The organism is Pseudomonas sp. VEM90, from assembly GCF_054611535.1.
In genome coordinates this window covers 24,664-40,488 of record NZ_JBTRAR010000018.1, presented here as the reverse complement: position 1 = coordinate 40,488, position 15,825 = coordinate 24,664, and the positions used below count along the sequence as shown (strand labels likewise).

The following is a 15,825-nucleotide window of genomic DNA, read 5'->3' as shown; positions in this document are numbered from 1 at the left end:
CAAAGAAGACAGGCGGGCGCCTTTTGAGCTTTTCCAACACAGTTAGTGGAGAGATCACCTTGGTAGAGTACGTAGTTTCCCTCGATAAGCTCGGCGTCCATGATGTGGAGCATGTGGGGGGCAAGAACGCATCCCTGGGCGAGATGATCAGCAACCTTGCCGGTGCTGGTGTATCGGTGCCGGGCGGCTTTGCCACTACGGCGCAGGCGTACCGCGATTTTCTCGAACAGAGTGGTCTGAACGACAGGATTCACGCTGCGCTCGACGCACTGGACGTAGATGACATCAACGCCCTGACCAAGACCGGCGCGCAGATTCGCCAGTGGGTCATGGAAGCCGAATTCCCGCCGCGTCTGGATTCGGAAATCCGTACGGCCTTCGCCGAAATGGCCGCCGGCAATGACAACATGGCCGTTGCCGTGCGTTCCTCGGCTACCGCCGAAGACCTGCCGGACGCCTCGTTCGCCGGCCAGCAGGAAACCTTCCTCAACATCCGCGGCGTCGATAACGTGATCCGCGCGGCCAAGGAAGTGTTCGCTTCGCTGTTCAACGACCGCGCCATCGCCTACCGCGTGCACCAGGGCTTCGATCACAAGCTGGTTGCCCTGTCTGCCGGTGTGCAGCGCATGGTCCGCTCCGAAACCGGCACCGCCGGCGTCATGTTCACCCTCGACACCGAGTCGGGCTTCCGCGATGTGGTATTCATCACTGGTGCCTATGGCCTGGGCGAAACCGTCGTACAGGGTGCAGTCAACCCTGACGAATTCTACGTGCACAAGAACACCCTGCAGGCCGGCCGTCCGGCCATCTTGCGCCGCAACCTGGGCAGCAAGGCGATCAAGATGGTCTATGGCGACGAAGCCAAGGCCGGCCGTTCGGTCAAGACCGTCGAAGTCGACCGCGCCGAGCGCGCACGCTTCTGCCTGACCGATGCCGAGGTCAGCGAGCTGGCCAAGCAGGCCATGATCATCGAACAGCACTACCAGCGCCCGATGGACATCGAGTGGGCCAAGGACGGTGACGACGGCAAGCTGTACATCGTCCAGGCCCGCCCTGAAACGGTGAAGAGCCGTTCCAGCGCCAACGTCATGGAGCGCTACCTGCTCAAAGAGAAAGGCACCGTGCTGGTCGAAGGCCGTGCCATTGGCCAACGTATCGGCGCTGGCAAGGTTCGTGTCATCAACGACGTATCGGAAATGGACAAGGTCCAGCCGGGCGACGTACTGGTCTCCGACATGACCGACCCGGACTGGGAACCGGTGATGAAGCGCGCCAGTGCCATCGTCACCAACCGCGGTGGCCGTACCTGCCACGCGGCGATCATCGCCCGTGAGCTGGGTATTCCGGCGGTAGTCGGTTGCGGCAATGCTACCCAGGTACTGAAAGACGGCCAGGGCGTGACTGTTTCCTGTGCCGAAGGCGATACCGGCTTCATCTTCGAAGGCGAGCTGGGCTTCGACATCAAGCAGAACTCGGTCGATGCCATGCCGGAACTGCCGTTCAAGATCATGATGAACGTCGGCAACCCGGACCGCGCCTTCGACTTCGCCCAGTTGCCCAACGCCGGTGTCGGTCTGGCACGCCTGGAGTTCATCATCAACCGCATGATCGGCGTGCACCCCAAGGCGCTGCTGAACTATGCGGGCCTGCCTGCCGACCTGAAAGAAAGCGTCGACAAGCGCATCGCCGGCTACAACGACCCGGTCGGCTTCTACGTCGAGAAGCTGGTAGAAGGCATCAGCACCCTGGCGGCGGCCTTCTACCCGAAAAAGGTCATCGTGCGCCTGTCGGACTTCAAGTCCAACGAGTACGCCAACCTGATCGGCGGCAAGCTGTACGAGCCGGAAGAAGAAAACCCGATGCTGGGCTTCCGCGGTGCTTCGCGTTACATCAGCGAATCGTTCCGTGACTGCTTCGAGCTCGAGTGCCGTGCACTGAAGCGTGTGCGCAACGAGATGGGCCTGACCAACGTCGAGATCATGGTGCCGTTCGTGCGCACCTTGGGCGAAGCCAGCCAGGTTGTCGACCTGCTCGCAGAAAACGGCCTGGCCCGCGGCGACAACGGCCTGCGCGTGATCATGATGTGCGAACTGCCGTCCAACGCCATCCTCGCCGAAGAGTTCCTGGAATACTTCGACGGCTTCTCGATCGGCTCCAACGACCTGACCCAGCTGACCCTGGGGCTGGACCGTGACTCGGGCATCATTGCCCACCTGTTCGACGAGCGAAATCCTGCGGTGAAGAAGCTGCTGGCTAACGCCATTGCCGCGTGCAACAAGGCCGGCAAGTACATCGGCATCTGCGGCCAAGGCCCATCGGACCATCCGGACCTTGCCAAGTGGCTGATGGAACAGGGCATCGAAAGTGTATCGCTGAACCCGGACTCGGTACTCGAGACCTGGTTCTTCCTGGCCGAAGGCCAAGGCGCGGCCTGAGGCTGTAAAACGCAGGGGGACGTCTGGCGTCCTCTTGCCTGGTTTTTTCCAGGGCGAGCTCCAGCAATGGATCCCGCCCTTTTTTGTGCACCAAGCAACCTTATGCAAAGCAGCAGCACTCTATTCCCCGTGGCCCTGCTCAGTGCCGAGCGCCGCGGCGATCTCAGCGAAGACGTGTATCGGATCAAGGCCGGTAATGGCCCGGACCCCAGCGTCGAGCTCGCCATCACCCGTCTGGGGCTGGCCGACCAGGGTCAGGCCCAAGGCGTGCCGGTCATTCTCCTGCACGGCAGTTTTTCCAATCGGCGCTTCTGGTATTCGCCCAAAGGGGTTGGCCTGGGTGCCTATCTTGCGCGCGCCGGTTTCGATGTCTGGATCCCGGAAATGCGCGGCCATGGCCTGTCGCCGCGTAACCAGGACTGGAAGCACAACAGCGTTGCCGCCTACGCCCGTGATGACCTGCCGTTGATCAACGCATTCGTGCGCGAGCAGTCGGGCCAGGCGCCGCACTGGGTTGGCCATTCCTTGGGTGGCACCACCCTGGTAGCTGCGCTGGGCGGTGGTTTTCTGGCTGCCGAGCAAGTGGCCAGCGTGGCGTTGTTCGGCACCCAGATCAGCCGTGTCTATTGGCCGTTGAAAGTGCCACCGCTGGCTTGGGGTGCGAAGCTGGTGCTCAAGCGTTGGGGGCAGATATCCGGGCCACGCTTCAAGCGTGGGCCTGAAGACGAGCCGATAGGCCTGGCCCTGGAGAGCATGCGCTGGCACGGCCTGTTCGGGCGCTTTGGCGACAAAAAGCACGATTGGTGGGCGGGGCTGGCAGAGGTGGATGTGCCGCTGCTGGCGGTGGCCGGCGCTGGGGACTTCCAGGACCCGGTGTGGGCCTGTCGCAAGCTGTTCGAGCAGTTGGGCGGCGAGCGCAAGCAGTTCCTCCGGCTGGGGCGTGAGGAGGGCTTCGAGGCCTTTGGGCATGTCGACATGCTGGTGAGCAAGGCCGCGCAGGTGCAGGTGTGGCCGCTGGTGGAGCGCTGGCTGCGCAATCCGCTGCTGCCGGTGCATGCGTCCACTGTGGTTGCGGAACCTGTGCCTGCCAGCTGACTTTGCTGCACCTGTCATGGCCTCTTCGCGGGTGAACCCGCTCCTACACAGATTGGTGGTGGACACAGGCCGTCGTAGGAGCGGGTTTACCCGCGAAAGGGCCGGCCCTGCTGGCCAATTTCCCCCCGCCGTTCACCGTTGACGCCGCCACCGTATTCGCGGGTAAACCCGCTCCTACACCTGGATAACGGCGTGTTCCTGTGCAGGCGCGGGTCTCGCGTGAATGGGCCGAGACAGGATGAATACAAATGACTGCCCGGTCCCGGATGACTGCGACAGCCTCCAAGGTGTAGCCTTGGCCGATACCCGCTTTCGTTGTGACTGACAGGAGCTTCCCATGCAGCATTACGTAACGCCCGACCTGTGTGACGCCTACCCGGACCTGGTACAAGTACTGGAGCCGATGTTCAGCAATTTTGGTGGCCGCGACTCGTTCGGTGGCCAGATCGTCACCATCAAGTGTTTCGAGGACAATTCGCTGGTCAAGGAGCAGGTTGAACTCGACGGCAAGGGCAAAGTACTGGTAGTCGATGGCGGGGGGTCGCTACGCCGTGCGCTGCTCGGCGACATGCTCGCCGAAAAAGCCGCAAAAAACGGTTGGGAAGGCTTGGTGATCTACGGCTGTGTGCGTGATGTCGACGTGCTGATCCAGACCGACGTCGGCGTGCAGGCCCTGGCCAGTCACCCCATGAAGACTGACAAACGCGGTATTGGCGATCTCAACGTGGTGGTGACCTTCGCCGGGGTAACCTTCCGCCCGGGCGAGTATGTATATGCCGACAACAATGGCGTGCTGGTTTCGCCGAGCCCGCTGAAAATGCCGGAGTAATGCGCTGCACGCGCTGATGGAGCTTTGATGCTGGAGGAAGACAACGCGCAGTGGGGGCTGGTGCATGCCCTGGTGCTCGATGGCAAAGGCGGCGCGCGCTCGATTGCCCGTACCGAACTGGATGACCTGCAGCTGCAACCGGAGCAGAGCCTGTGGCTGCACTGGGACCGCAGCCATCCGCAAACCCGTACCTGGTTGTTGCACGACAGCGGCCTGAGCGAGTTCGCCTGCGAGCTGCTGCTGGAGGAAAACACCCGGCCGCGCCTGCTGCCCTTGGCGGACGAACAGCTGTTGCTGTTCCTGCGGGGCGTCAACCTCAACCCGGGTGCCGAGCCCGAAGACATGGTTTCGGTACGCATCTTTGCCGAGGCGCAGCGGGTTATCTCGCTGCGCCTGAGGCCGTTGCGCGCCAGCGATGAAATTCTCCAGCTGCTGGAACAGGGCAGGGGACCGAAATCGGCCTCGGAACTGTTGCTGTTGATGGGCGAGTTGCTGACCGAAAAGGTTCAGGGCCTGGTCAGCGACCTGGCCGAGCTGGTCGACCTGGAGGAAGAAAAGGTTGAATCCGACGAGCGGTATACCCCGGAACAGGGCAGCCTGCAGCAGATCCGCCGTCGCGCCGCTGGCTTGCGCCGCTTTCTCGCCCCGCAACGGGAAATCTACGCGCAGTTGTCGCGCAGCAAATGGAGCTGGTTCGCCAATGCCGACGCCGATTACTGGAATGAACTCAACAACAGCCTGATCCGTTATCTCGAAGAGCTGGAGCTGGCCCGCGAACGCGCTGCACTGGTGCTGGAAAGCGAGGACCGGCGGCGCAGCGAGCGGATGAACCGCACCATGTACCGCTTTGGCATCATCACCTGCATCTTCCTGCCCATGAGCTTTGTCACCGGGCTGCTGGGCATCAATGTCGGCGGCATCCCCGGGGCGCAAAACCCTTTGGGCTTCCTGTTCGCCTGCATCGTCGTGCTGGGGTTGGCCGTGGGGCAGTGGTGGCTGTTCCGGCGGTTGCGGTGGGTATAGCTGTGCAATTTGAAACATTCGTCCCAACGGGATGTGTGACCCGTTGCCCGGCCATCTCGTCTCTTGCTGACACTGCGCGAGGTGCCCATGCACGATCCGTTTGAAGAATCCCTGCGCGACCTGCTCAAGGCGTCACCCTCCGGCAATGACCGGGACGACCGGGATGACGCCGCTTGCCTGGGTCGCGTGCTGAAAACCGCCAACCGCCAGGTTGGCGCGGGTGATCTGTTCAGCTTGCTTGGCCGCTGGTGCCAGGCGCTGCTGATTGCCGTGAACAATGGCTCGGCGCACGTTGCGCCGGTGCGTCGACACTCTTCCCGCAACGCTGCCAGCGGCAGCAAAGCAGATAAGGCCGATTGAATATGGAACTCGATCTCTGGACCCAGAGCCTGGTCACCGCGATGACTGCCCTTTGGACCAAGGTAGCGAACTTCATCCCCAACCTGTTTGGCGCGCTGGTCGTGGTGCTGCTCGGTTTCGTGGTGGCCAAGCTGCTCGACACGCTGCTGTCCAAACTGTTGGCCAAATTTGGCCTGGACCGCCTGATGGCCGGCACCGGCCTCACCAAAATGCTCGGTCGGGGCGGTATCCAGGTGCCGATCTCGACCCTGATCGGCAAGATCGTCTACTGGTTCGTGCTGCTCATTTTCCTGGTCTCGGCCGCGGAATCGCTGGGCCTGGAGCGGGTTTCGGCAACCCTCGACATGCTCGCCCTGTACTTGCCCAAGGTGTTCGGCGCGGCCCTGGTGCTGCTGGCCGGCGTGCTGCTGGCGCAGGTGGCCAACGGCCTGGTACGTGGCGCTGCCGAAGGTATCGGCCTGGAATACTCGGCGGGCCTGGGGCGCATCACCCAAGGTCTGGTGATCATCATCAGCATCTCGGTGGCCATCAGCCAGTTGGAAGTGAAAACCGACCTGCTGAACCACGTCATCGTTATCGGGCTGATTACCGTTGGTCTGGCCGTTGCCTTGGCCATGGGCCTTGGCAGTCGCGAAATCGCCGGGCAGATCCTGGCCGGCATCTACGTACGCGAGCTGTACCAAGTGGGCCAGCAGGTGCGGATTGGAGAGGTCGAAGGGCATATCGAGGAGATCGGTACGGTGAAGACGACGCTGCTGACCGATGATGGCGAACTGGTGTCGCTGTCTAACCGCGAGCTGCTTGAACAGCGAGTCAATAGCCGCTAACCGCACAAAAGCTGTTAATGTATGCCGCCGCGAAATTCGACCCACGGGGTCGCGCGGCGACATTGACCTGACTGTCGGCCAGATCCGTTTTGAATAAAGTTCATTCGCCGCCCATGCGCTATGACCCCCGCGAGCTCACAGACGAAGAGTTGGTGGCGCGTTCGCATGAGGAGCTGTACCACGTTACCCGCGCCTATGAGGAGCTCATGCGGCGCTACCAGCGGACCCTGTTCAACGTCTGTGCGCGTTATCTGGGGAACGACCGTGACGCGGACGATGTCTGTCAGGAAGTGATGCTGAAAGTGCTGTACGGGCTGAAAAACTTCGAGGGTAAGTCGAAGTTCAAGACCTGGCTCTACAGCATCACCTACAACGAGTGCATTACCCAGTACCGCAAGGAGCGCCGCAAACGTCGGTTGATGGATGCCTTGAGTCTGGACCCTGTTGAAGAGGCGTCCGAAGACAAGGCTCCGAAACCGGAAGAAAAAGGCGGGCTGGACAAGTGGCTGGTGCATGTGAACCCGATTGACCGGGAAATTCTGGTGCTTCGTTTTGTCGCAGAGCTGGAGTTTCAGGAAATTGCCGACATCATGCACATGGGCCTGAGCGCCACGAAAATGCGTTACAAGCGTGCGCTAGACAAGCTTCGGGAGAAATTTGCCGGCCTTGATGAAACTTAGAGGCGTGCAAGTATCTCTAACGAACCGGCGAGTTCTGCTAGACTCGCCGTCGAGTTGTCCCTCTTGTTTGTGGTGGGACTGCTTAACTATCACCAGATGGGGATTTAACGGATGAAATTGAAAAACACCTTGGGCTTGGCCATTGGTTCGCTTGTAGCCGCCACTTCGATTGGCGCTATGGCACAAGGTCAAGGCGCCGTCGAGACTGAAATCTTCTACAAGAAAGAATTCTTCGACAGCCAGCGCGACTTCAAGAACGACGGCAACCTGTTCGGCGGTTCGATCGGTTACTTCCTGACCGACGACGTTGAGCTGCGTCTGGGCTACGACGAAGTGCACAACGCTCGTGGCGAAGACGGCAAGAACATCAAGGGCTCGAACACCGCCCTGGACGCCGTTTACCACTTCAACAACCCGTACGACGCTATCCGTCCATACGTTTCCGCTGGTTTCTCGCACCAGTCGCTGGGCCAGACCGGCCGTGGCGGTCGTGACCACTCCACCTTCGCCAACGTTGGCGCTGGTGCCAAGTGGTACATCACCGACATGTTCTACGCCCGTGCCGGCGTAGAAGCTCAGTACAACATCGACCAGGGCGACACCGAGTGGGCCCCGAGCGTTGGTGTTGGCCTGAACTTCGGCGGTAGCCCGAAGCAAGCTGAAGCTGCTCCGGCTCCAGTTGCTGAAGTCTGCTCCGACTCCGACAACGACGGCGTGTGCGACAACGTCGACAAGTGCCCAGACACCCCGGCCAACGTTACCGTTGACGCCGACGGCTGCCCGGCTGTTGCCGAAGTCGTTCGCGTTGAGCTGGACGTCAAGTTCGACTTCGACAAGTCGGTCGTCAAGCCTAACAGCTACGGCGACATCAAAAACCTGGCTGACTTCATGAACCAGTACCCACAAACCACCACCGTGGTTGAAGGTCACACTGACTCCGTGGGTCCAGACGCTTACAACCAGAAGCTGTCCGAGCGTCGTGCCAACGCTGTCAAGCAAGTCCTGACCCAGCAGTACGGCGTAGAATCCAGCCGTGTTGACTCGGTTGGCTACGGCGAAACCCGTCCGGTTGCTGACAACGCCACCGAAGAAGGCCGTGCTATCAACCGTCGCGTTGAAGCTCAGGTAGAAGCCCAGGCCAAGTAATTGGTGTGAAGCTTCATGAAAAACCCGGCCTCGGCCGGGTTTTTCTTTGCCTGGGTTTTAACCGACCTCAAAGGCTGCCCCCAGGTCAGCCTGCGATTGCGATGCGCCCCGGAGCCAGTTGCTCTCCGACCACCTCCCCAATCACCAAGATCGCCGGGCTACGTAAGCCAAACCCGCGCGCAGCTTCCACCATTCCCTGCACATCGCTTCTGCACTCCCGCTGCTGCGGCAACGAGGCATTTTCGATCATCGCCACCGGCATCCCCGGCGCCATGCCTCCCGCCAGCAATCCCTGGCGCACCTGCTCCAGCCGCGCTACCCCCATGTATACCACCAGCGTTGTTCCGCCCTGAGCCAAGGCCGCCCAGTTCAGCTCGCGATCGTCCTGTGTGTGGGCCGTCACCAGCGTCACCCCTCGGCTCACACCCCGTGAAGTCAGGGGAATCCCACATTGGGTGGCCCCGGCAAGGCCGGCGGTGATGCCGTTGATCACCTCTACCTCGATGCCATGCCCCTGCAACCACAGCGCCTCTTCACCGCCACGGCCAAAGATGCAAGGGTCGCCGCCCTTGAGTCGCACCACGCAACGACCCTGTCGCGCGTGGCGCAGCATCAGGCGCTGTATGAACGCTTGCGGTGTAGAGCGGCAACCGCCGCGCTTGCCCACGGTCATTACCCGGGCCTGCGGGCAATGCTCAAGCACTGCCGGGTTGACGAGGTCGTCGACCATGACCACGGCGGCTTGCTGCAACGCACGCACTGCCTTGAGGGTGAGCAGTTCAGGGTCGCCAGGGCCGGCACCGACCAGTCATACTTTTGCATTCATCAGGGTTTCCTCATCGGCAAGGTGCGGTCAGCCCTTGAGCAGGGTGAACAGCAGTATCAGGTTGATCAGCAACGACAGCAGGGCCAGGGTGCGCCACACCTTCAGCGGCTCGCGTTCCAGCAGCGGCCGTGGTCGGCTGGGCAGATCCTGGCGGTCGCCGCGCTCGAGCAGCAGCAACCAGTGTTCGGCGGTTTCGAAGCGCTGCGCCGGGTCGCTTGCCACAGCCTGCAGCAGATTGTGCTGCAGCCATTCCGGCAGGTCGGGTCGGTAGCGCGCGGCGTTGACCGGCTGGCCGAAGCGCGGGCGCTGGAAGGCCTCGACCTCGCCGTACGGGTAGTGTCCGGTCAGCAGGTGGTACAGGGTTACGCCGACTGCATACAAGTCCTGACGCGGGCTGGGCGGGTGGCCGTCGAATGCTTCCGGGGCGATGTACGAGGGCGTGCCGGGCAGCTCGTGCAGCGGGTCTTCGGACAGGCCCGGGCAATAGGCCAGGCCGAAGTCCAGCAGGCGCAGTTGCCCATCGCGGCCCAGGTGCAGGTTGTCTGGCTTGATATCGCGGTGCAGCAAGTTGCGCCGATGCAGCACGCCGACTGCCTGCAGCAGCTGCCGGGCGACCTCCAGCCATTGCGGCAGGGGCAGCGGGCCTTGTTCGGCCAGCAACGCCGCCAGGTTTTGGCCGGGATATTCGCGCATTACGTAGTACAGGTGCTGGCGCTGACTGGCGGTGTGTAGCTCGGGGAAGTGCCGGCCGGCGATGCGGCGCAGAAACCACTCTTCCAGCAACAGCCCTTGGGCCGCCCCCGGCTCCTGTTCGCGTGCAGTGGGGAGGGTCTTGAGCAGCCAAGGATGGTTCTGGCTATCGCGTACTTTGTACAGCAAGGACTGGCGGCTGTGCGCGTGCAGTGTTTCGACCTGCCAGCCGTCGATCACCTGGCCCTCGCGCAGGGGGCCGGGCACTGGCCACTGTTGCAGTTGCGCCAGGGTATCGCCCAGGTTGGCCGTGCCCAGTTGCTCGACTTGCACCAGCAAGGCGCTGGCGTTGTCCTTGCTACCGTTGAAGTGGGCGCTGGCCACCAAGGTGTCGGCGGCCAGTTGCAGGTCAGTTTGCTCGCGCAGCACGGCCTGTATGTGTTGTTCGCCCAGGCTGGCCCAGACCCCGTCGCTGAGCAGCAAGAAGCACTCGCCCGCTTGCAGCTCGCCCTCCAGGTAATCCACCAGCAGGTGCTGGTCCAGGCCCAGCGCCCGTTTCAGTACATGCTGCATGCCCGGTTGGTCCCATACATGGTCTTCGCTCAGGCATTGCAGGTGCCCCTCGTGCCAGCGGTACACCCGGCAGTCGCCGACATGGGCCAGGGTAAAGCGCCTGCCGCGCAACACCAGCGCGCTAAGCGTGGTCAGCAACGGCTGGCCGCTGCCCTGGGCGCGCAACCAGCGGTTCTGCGCCAGCAGCAGGCGGTCGAGGGCCTGGGCCACGCTCCAGGTGGCCGGGGTGGCGTAGTAATCCAGGGCCAGTGCCTGCAGGCTGGCCCGCGCCGCGAGGCCACCATCAGCACATTGGCTGACGCCGTCGGCCAAGGCGAACAGGTAGCCTTTGCTGGCGGCCAGCTCTGGTGCCGGCGTGACCAGGCGCAGGGCGTCCTGGTTTTCCGCGCGCGGCCCGGTGGCGCTGGCCTGGGCAAAGCTCAGTTGCAGACTCATCGGCGTGCCTCAGACCCGCGCTGCGGTGACTGCAGTCGAGCCCCAGGTGGTGCGCCAGCGCTGTTTCACACCGTGCAGGCCGAACCAGGCCAGCAGGCCCAGGCTGGCGAACAGCCACAACCCCATCTGGTAGTCACCGGTGTGCTGTTTGATGGTGCCCAGCCCGGCCGCCAACAGGAAGCCGCCGATGCCGCCGGCCATGCCGATCAGGCCGGTCATTACCCCGATCTCTTGGCGGAAGCGTTGCGGTACCAGTTGGAATACCGCGCCATTGCCCGCCCCCAGGCCGAGCATGGCGCTGACGAACAGCGCCAGTGCGGCCGCGGCAGAGGGCAGGTTGAAACCGACTGCGGCAATGCAGATGGCGGCCACGCCGTACATGCCCAGCAGGGTGCGGATGCCGCCAAAACGGTCAGCCAGGGCGCCGCCGAGCGGGCGCATCAGGCTGCCGGCGAACACGCAAGCGGCGGTGTAGTAGCCGGCGGTGACCGGGCTCAGGCCGTATTGGTCGCTGAAGTAGCCGGGCAGGGCGCTGGCCAGGCCGATGAAGCCGCCGAAGGTGACGCTGTAGAAGAACATGAACCACCAGCTGTCACGGTCGCCCAGTGCCTTGAGGTAGTCGGCCATGGCTTTCGGCTTGGGCCGTTGTGGGGCATTGCGCGCCAGCAGGGCGAACACCACCAGCGCCAGTGACAGCGGGATCAAGGCAAAGCCGAATACATTGTTCCAGCCAAAGGCCGCTGCCAGTGCCGGTGCCAGCACGGCAGCGAACACCGTGCCGGAGTTGCCCGCGCCGGCGATGCCCATGGCCTTGCCCTGGTGCTGTGGCGGGTACCACTGCGAGGCCAGCGGCAGCGAGACGGCGAAGGAAGCACCGGCAAAGCCCAGGAACACGCCTAGCAGCAGTGCCTGTTCATAGCTGTGCACGCCAAGGTGCCAGGCCGCAGCCAGGGCGACGATAACCACCACCTGGGCGATCAGGCCGGCAGTCTTGGGCGACAGGCGGTCGACCAGAACGCCCATGGCAAACCGCAGGAGCGCCCCGGCCAGGATCGGCGTGGCGACCATCAGGCCCCGTTGTTGTGCGCTCAGTTGCAGGTCGGCAGCAATCTGCACCGCCAGCGGGCCCAGCAGGTACCAGACCATGAAGCTGAGGTCGAAGTACAGAAACGCGGCGAACAGCGTGGGCACATGCCCGGATTTCCAGAAGCTGGTACTCATCGAACACCTCACTCGGTAGTACAACGGAACGAAAAAGACGTCGCCACCCGCTCCACGAGGTGGAGGGGCGAGCGACGTCTTTGTCGGGATTCAAGTGGGGTAACCGCCGTTGGCTACCGGTAGGATTTGTCGAGCAAGAGATGGGCCAACTTCTGGCGCGGCTGGCAAGAGATTTTCAGCGCGTCAGCCGAGCATCTCATGCATGGCAATGATCTGTTCGGCCACCTGGATCAGCTTCTGCTGCCGGCTCATGGCCTGGCGACGCATCAGGGTATAGGCCTGCTCTTCGTTGCAATCCTTCATCTTCATCAGCAAACCCTTGGCCTGCTCGATGCGCTTGCGTTCGGCCAATTGCTGGTCGCGCGCAAGCAGCTGCGCCTTGAGTGCCTGGTCGCTTTCGAAGCGGGCCATGGCCACGTCCAGGATCGGCTGCAGCCGCGCAGCGTGGATGCCCTCGACGATATAGGCGCTGACCCCTGCCTGAATCGCCTGGCGCATCATCCCGGGGTCGTGCTCGTCGGTGAACAACACGATGGGCCTGGGCTGGTCACGGCTGACCAGCACCACCTGTTCCATCACATCGCGGTCTGGTGAGTCGGTATCGATCAGCACCACGTCCGGGCGCACCGTTTCGACGCAGGCGGGCAGGTCGATGGTCAGGTCCGGGGCTTCGATGACCTCGAAGCCGGCCTCACTCAACGCCGCCCTGAGACGACCAAGCTTGCTCTGGGTATCGTCGATCAGCAGGATGCGCAACATGTTCGTCCCCCTCCCTTACGCGCCGACACGGGCATCGGGCAGGTCGCCCAAGGCATGCAAGCTGAAACTGCGGGCATAGCCGAAGGGGTCGCTGCCATCCCAGCGGGAGCCATCGATCAGCAGGCTGCTGCGCATCGGTTGGTCCGGGCAAGCGATGCCCAGGCTCTGTGCGGCCTCGCTGTACAACTGCAGTTGCTGGACCTGCCGGGCCACGCCGAGGTAGTCGGGGTCTTCGCGCAGCAGGCCCCAGCGGCGGAACTGGGTCATGAACCACATGCCGTCGGACAGGTAGGGCAGGTTGGCCCGGCCTTGGTCGAACAGGCGCAGGGCGTGTGGGTCTTGCCACTCATTGCCCAGGCCATCCTCATAGTGGCCGAGCAGGCGGGGGGCTATGCTGTCCAGCGGGGTGTCCAGGTAGGCGCTTGCGCTCAGCAGTTGCGCGGTGCTGCGGCGGTTTTCCGGGCTTTGCTCGATGAACCGGCTGGCGGTGAGGATCGCCTTGATCAGCGCACGGGCGCTGTTGGGATATTGCCCGGCAAAGGCGCGTGTGCAGGCCAGGACCTTTTCCGGGTGATCCGGCCAGATCGACTGGCTGGTGGCCAGGGTGAAGCCTTGGCCTGTGGCCACGGCGTCGGCGGCCCAGGGCTCACCGACGCAGAAGCCGTCAATGCGCCCGGCTTGAAGGTGTGCAGCCATCTGCGCCGGTGGCACCACGACGCTGTCGACGTCGCGCAGCGGGTGGATGCCGTGGCTGGCCAGCCAGTAATACAGCCACATGGCGTGGGTGCCGGTGGGGAAGGTCTGGGCGAACGTCAGGCGCGCGCCATGCTGGTGCACCAGGCGTGCCAGTGCCTCAGGGTTGGTCACGCCCTTGCGCTGCAGGGCAGGGGACAGGTTGATAGCCTGGGCGTTCTGGTTCAGCCCCATGAGCACGGCCATGTCGTTGGCAGGTACGCCGCCAATGCCCAGGTGCACGGCGTAGACCAGGCCATACAGGCAGTGCGCGGCGTCCAGTTCGCCGCTGACCAGCTTGTCGCGCAGCCCGGCCCACGAGCCTTGGCGCTTGAGGTTGAGGGTAAGGCCGTGCTGCTGGGCGAAGCCCTGGGTGGCGGCGACCACTACCGAAGCGCAGTCGGTCAGGGCCATGTAGCCGATGTTCAGGCTGGTTTTTTCCGGCGCGTCGCTGCCGTTGACCCAGGCCAGGGGCGTTGCTCGGGGTACAGTGTTCACAAGAGTCCTCGCCCTTACTGATAAGGCTGTGGGCTGAAAGGGTGCAACCGATGTGCCAAGCGCTCCACGATTTGCTGTCCTGCCAGCTCCTCGCTGGCTATAATCGCCCCCTCACTCACCCTGAGCCTTGCCCGCCCATGTATACCCTGGCCCGCCAGCTGCTGTTCAAGCTTTCCCCGGAAACTTCCCACGACCTGTCCCTGGACCTGATCGGCGCCGGTGGCCGTATGGGCCTCAACGGCATGCTGTGCAAGCAACCGGCGTCATTGCCGGTTTCGGTCATGGGCTTGAACTTCGCCAACCCGGTGGGGCTCGCAGCCGGCCTGGACAAGAACGGCGCGGCCATCGACGGCTTCGCCCAGCTGGGCTTCGGTTTTGTCGAAATCGGCACTGTCACCCCGCGTCCGCAGCCTGGCAACCCCAAGCCGCGGTTGTTCCGTCTGCCGGAAGCCACGGCCATCATCAACCGCATGGGCTTCAACAACCTGGGCGTTGATCACCTGCTCGAGCGTGTACGCGCTTCGCGCTACAAGGGGGTGCTGGGCATCAACATCGGCAAGAACTTCGATACACCGGTCGAGCGTGCCGTCGATGACTACCTGATCTGCCTGGACAAGGTCTACACCGCCGCCAGCTACATCACGGTCAATGTCAGCTCGCCAAATACCCCGGGCCTGCGCAGCCTGCAGTTCGGGGACTCGCTCAAGCAGTTGCTCGACGCCCTGGCCGAGCGCCGCGAGCAACTGGCCGGCACACATGGCAAGCGCGTGCCGCTGGCAATCAAGATTGCGCCGGACATGAGCGACGAAGAAACGGCGCTGGTGGCCGCCGCGCTGATGGAGTCGGGCATGGATGCGGTGATCGCCACCAACACCACGCTGGGCCGTGAAGGTGTCGAAACATTGCCGTACGGTGGCGAGGCGGGTGGCCTTTCGGGCGCACCGGTGCTGGAGAAAAGCACTCATATCGTCAAGGTGCTGGCAGGTGAGCTGGGCGGCAAGTTGCCGATCATTGCCGCCGGTGGCATTACCGAAGGCCGCCATGCTGCCGATAAGATCGCGGCCGGGGCGAGCCTGGTGCAGATCTACTCGGGCTTCATTTACAAGGGGCCGGCGCTGATTCGCGAAGCGGTGGATGCTATCGCGGCAATGCCGCGGTGACCTGACAAGCCCGCCCCAGCAGGGGCAGTGTGGGTACAGCTGATGAGATTTGCCAAGGCATAAAAAAGGGCCCCTTCAAGGGGCCCCTGGGCCTTCGCCCGCCGCCCGGATGGGGCGTGCATGGTAAATCGAATTCAGTGCCCTCGTTCAGCCAACGGCGTGATTTTCGTTGAGTCTATGGATGCCAGCGGTGCCAGTCATTCCGTCCCAGTTATCACCGCGACCTTCACGCCAGCCGTTGATCCAGGCTTGGCGAACAGAAGGAAGATTGAAGGGGCAAAGTTCGCGGGATTTGCCGGTGACCCCGTATTGGTAACCACGTGAATATGCTCTTTCCAACGGATCACGCTTAAGTCTTCTCATAGGGTGTTGCCCTCACTTGTTGACTGTAATGTCCCGTCGGCCTCTCCGAGGCCGGGCAGAGTCGTTCTGCCGGTTTTCGCTCGCTGCCGGCGTGGCGAGCTGAAAGTGCCGCCTCGTTGCGAAGTGGCCTGAGACCAGTTCTATCGAATGCGAGTCACGGTGTGAATGACCGA

The 15,825-nt window shown here is 63.0% G+C and carries 15 protein-coding genes; 9 read left to right on the top strand and 6 right to left on the bottom strand.

The window, feature by feature from the left end:
* Positions 1-59 precede the first annotated feature (59 nt).
* The 8 genes from ppsA to ACYCCG_RS17600 all read left to right on the top strand — a co-directional run bounded on the left by ppsA (position 60) and on the right by ACYCCG_RS17600 (position 8,395).
* Complete coding sequence (gene ppsA / locus ACYCCG_RS17635; RefSeq protein ID WP_020193548.1) at positions 60-2,435, top strand: phosphoenolpyruvate synthase; 2,376 nt, start codon at positions 60-62, stop codon at positions 2,433-2,435.
* Positions 2,436-2,537: 102 nt separating this feature from the next.
* A complete protein-coding gene (locus ACYCCG_RS17630) occupies positions 2,538-3,530 on the top strand; it encodes an alpha/beta fold hydrolase (protein WP_392514755.1) in 993 nt (330 codons plus the stop codon).
* Positions 3,531-3,867: 337 nt separating this feature from the next.
* On the top strand, positions 3,868-4,359 hold the full coding sequence (gene rraA, locus ACYCCG_RS17625; RefSeq protein WP_003248652.1) for a ribonuclease E activity regulator RraA: 492 nt from the start codon (positions 3,868-3,870) through the stop codon (positions 4,357-4,359).
* Positions 4,360-4,386: 27 nt separating this feature from the next.
* Positions 4,387-5,382: a zinc transporter ZntB gene (locus ACYCCG_RS17620; protein WP_176684436.1), complete on the top strand. Its 996-nt coding sequence runs from the start codon at positions 4,387-4,389 to the stop codon at positions 5,380-5,382.
* Positions 5,383-5,469: 87 nt separating this feature from the next.
* Positions 5,470-5,742, top strand: coding sequence for a hypothetical protein (locus ACYCCG_RS17615; RefSeq protein ID WP_028697557.1), 273 nt, complete (start codon positions 5,470-5,472; stop codon positions 5,740-5,742).
* Positions 5,743-5,744: 2 nt separating this feature from the next.
* Positions 5,745-6,569 carry a mechanosensitive ion channel family protein gene (locus ACYCCG_RS17610; protein ID WP_003248659.1) on the top strand — a complete coding sequence of 275 codons (825 nt, stop codon included), beginning with the start codon at positions 5,745-5,747 and terminating at the stop codon, positions 6,567-6,569.
* A 113-nt stretch (positions 6,570-6,682) separates the two neighbouring features.
* Positions 6,683-7,249 carry an RNA polymerase sigma factor SigX gene (sigX, locus tag ACYCCG_RS17605; RefSeq protein ID WP_003248665.1) on the top strand — a complete coding sequence of 189 codons (567 nt, stop codon included), beginning with the start codon at positions 6,683-6,685 and terminating at the stop codon, positions 7,247-7,249.
* A 111-nt stretch (positions 7,250-7,360) separates the two neighbouring features.
* Positions 7,361-8,395, top strand: a complete 1,035-nt coding sequence (locus ACYCCG_RS17600) for an OmpA family protein (RefSeq protein ID WP_176684435.1) — start codon at positions 7,361-7,363, stop codon at positions 8,393-8,395.
* A gap of 85 nt (positions 8,396-8,480) precedes the next feature.
* Here the strand turns inward: ACYCCG_RS17600 and cobA are convergent, their stop codons facing one another.
* The 5 genes from cobA to ACYCCG_RS17575 all read right to left on the bottom strand — a co-directional run bounded on the left by cobA (position 8,481) and on the right by ACYCCG_RS17575 (position 14,129).
* Positions 8,481-9,203, bottom strand: coding sequence for a uroporphyrinogen-III C-methyltransferase (gene cobA / locus ACYCCG_RS17595; RefSeq protein WP_459671375.1), 723 nt, complete (start codon positions 9,201-9,203; stop codon positions 8,481-8,483).
* Between the two features lie 45 nt (positions 9,204-9,248).
* Positions 9,249-10,919 (bottom strand): protein kinase domain-containing protein, encoded by a 1,671-nt coding sequence (locus tag ACYCCG_RS17590; protein WP_459671316.1) that lies wholly within the window; start codon positions 10,917-10,919, stop codon positions 9,249-9,251.
* A 9-nt stretch (positions 10,920-10,928) separates the two neighbouring features.
* On the bottom strand, positions 10,929-12,140 hold the full coding sequence (locus ACYCCG_RS17585; protein ID WP_209964586.1) for a nitrate/nitrite transporter: 1,212 nt from the start codon (positions 12,138-12,140) through the stop codon (positions 10,929-10,931).
* Positions 12,141-12,323: 183 nt separating this feature from the next.
* Positions 12,324-12,899 carry an ANTAR domain-containing response regulator gene (locus ACYCCG_RS17580; protein ID WP_176684431.1) on the bottom strand — a complete coding sequence of 192 codons (576 nt, stop codon included), beginning with the start codon at positions 12,897-12,899 and terminating at the stop codon, positions 12,324-12,326.
* Between the two features lie 15 nt (positions 12,900-12,914).
* Positions 12,915-14,129 carry a CmpA/NrtA family ABC transporter substrate-binding protein gene (locus ACYCCG_RS17575; RefSeq protein WP_209964588.1) on the bottom strand — a complete coding sequence of 405 codons (1,215 nt, stop codon included), beginning with the start codon at positions 14,127-14,129 and terminating at the stop codon, positions 12,915-12,917.
* Between the two features lie 137 nt (positions 14,130-14,266).
* Between ACYCCG_RS17575 and ACYCCG_RS17570 the strand changes: the two genes are divergently transcribed.
* Positions 14,267-15,289 (top strand): quinone-dependent dihydroorotate dehydrogenase, encoded by a 1,023-nt coding sequence (locus ACYCCG_RS17570; RefSeq protein WP_176684429.1) that lies wholly within the window; start codon positions 14,267-14,269, stop codon positions 15,287-15,289.
* Positions 15,290-15,436: 147 nt separating this feature from the next.
* Here the strand turns inward: ACYCCG_RS17570 and rmf are convergent, their stop codons facing one another.
* The gene (gene rmf / locus ACYCCG_RS17565; RefSeq protein WP_003248687.1) at positions 15,437-15,652 is read right to left on the bottom strand and encodes a ribosome modulation factor; all 216 of its coding nucleotides are present in this window, start codon (positions 15,650-15,652) and stop codon (positions 15,437-15,439) included.
* Between the last annotated feature and the right edge of the window lie 173 nt (positions 15,653-15,825).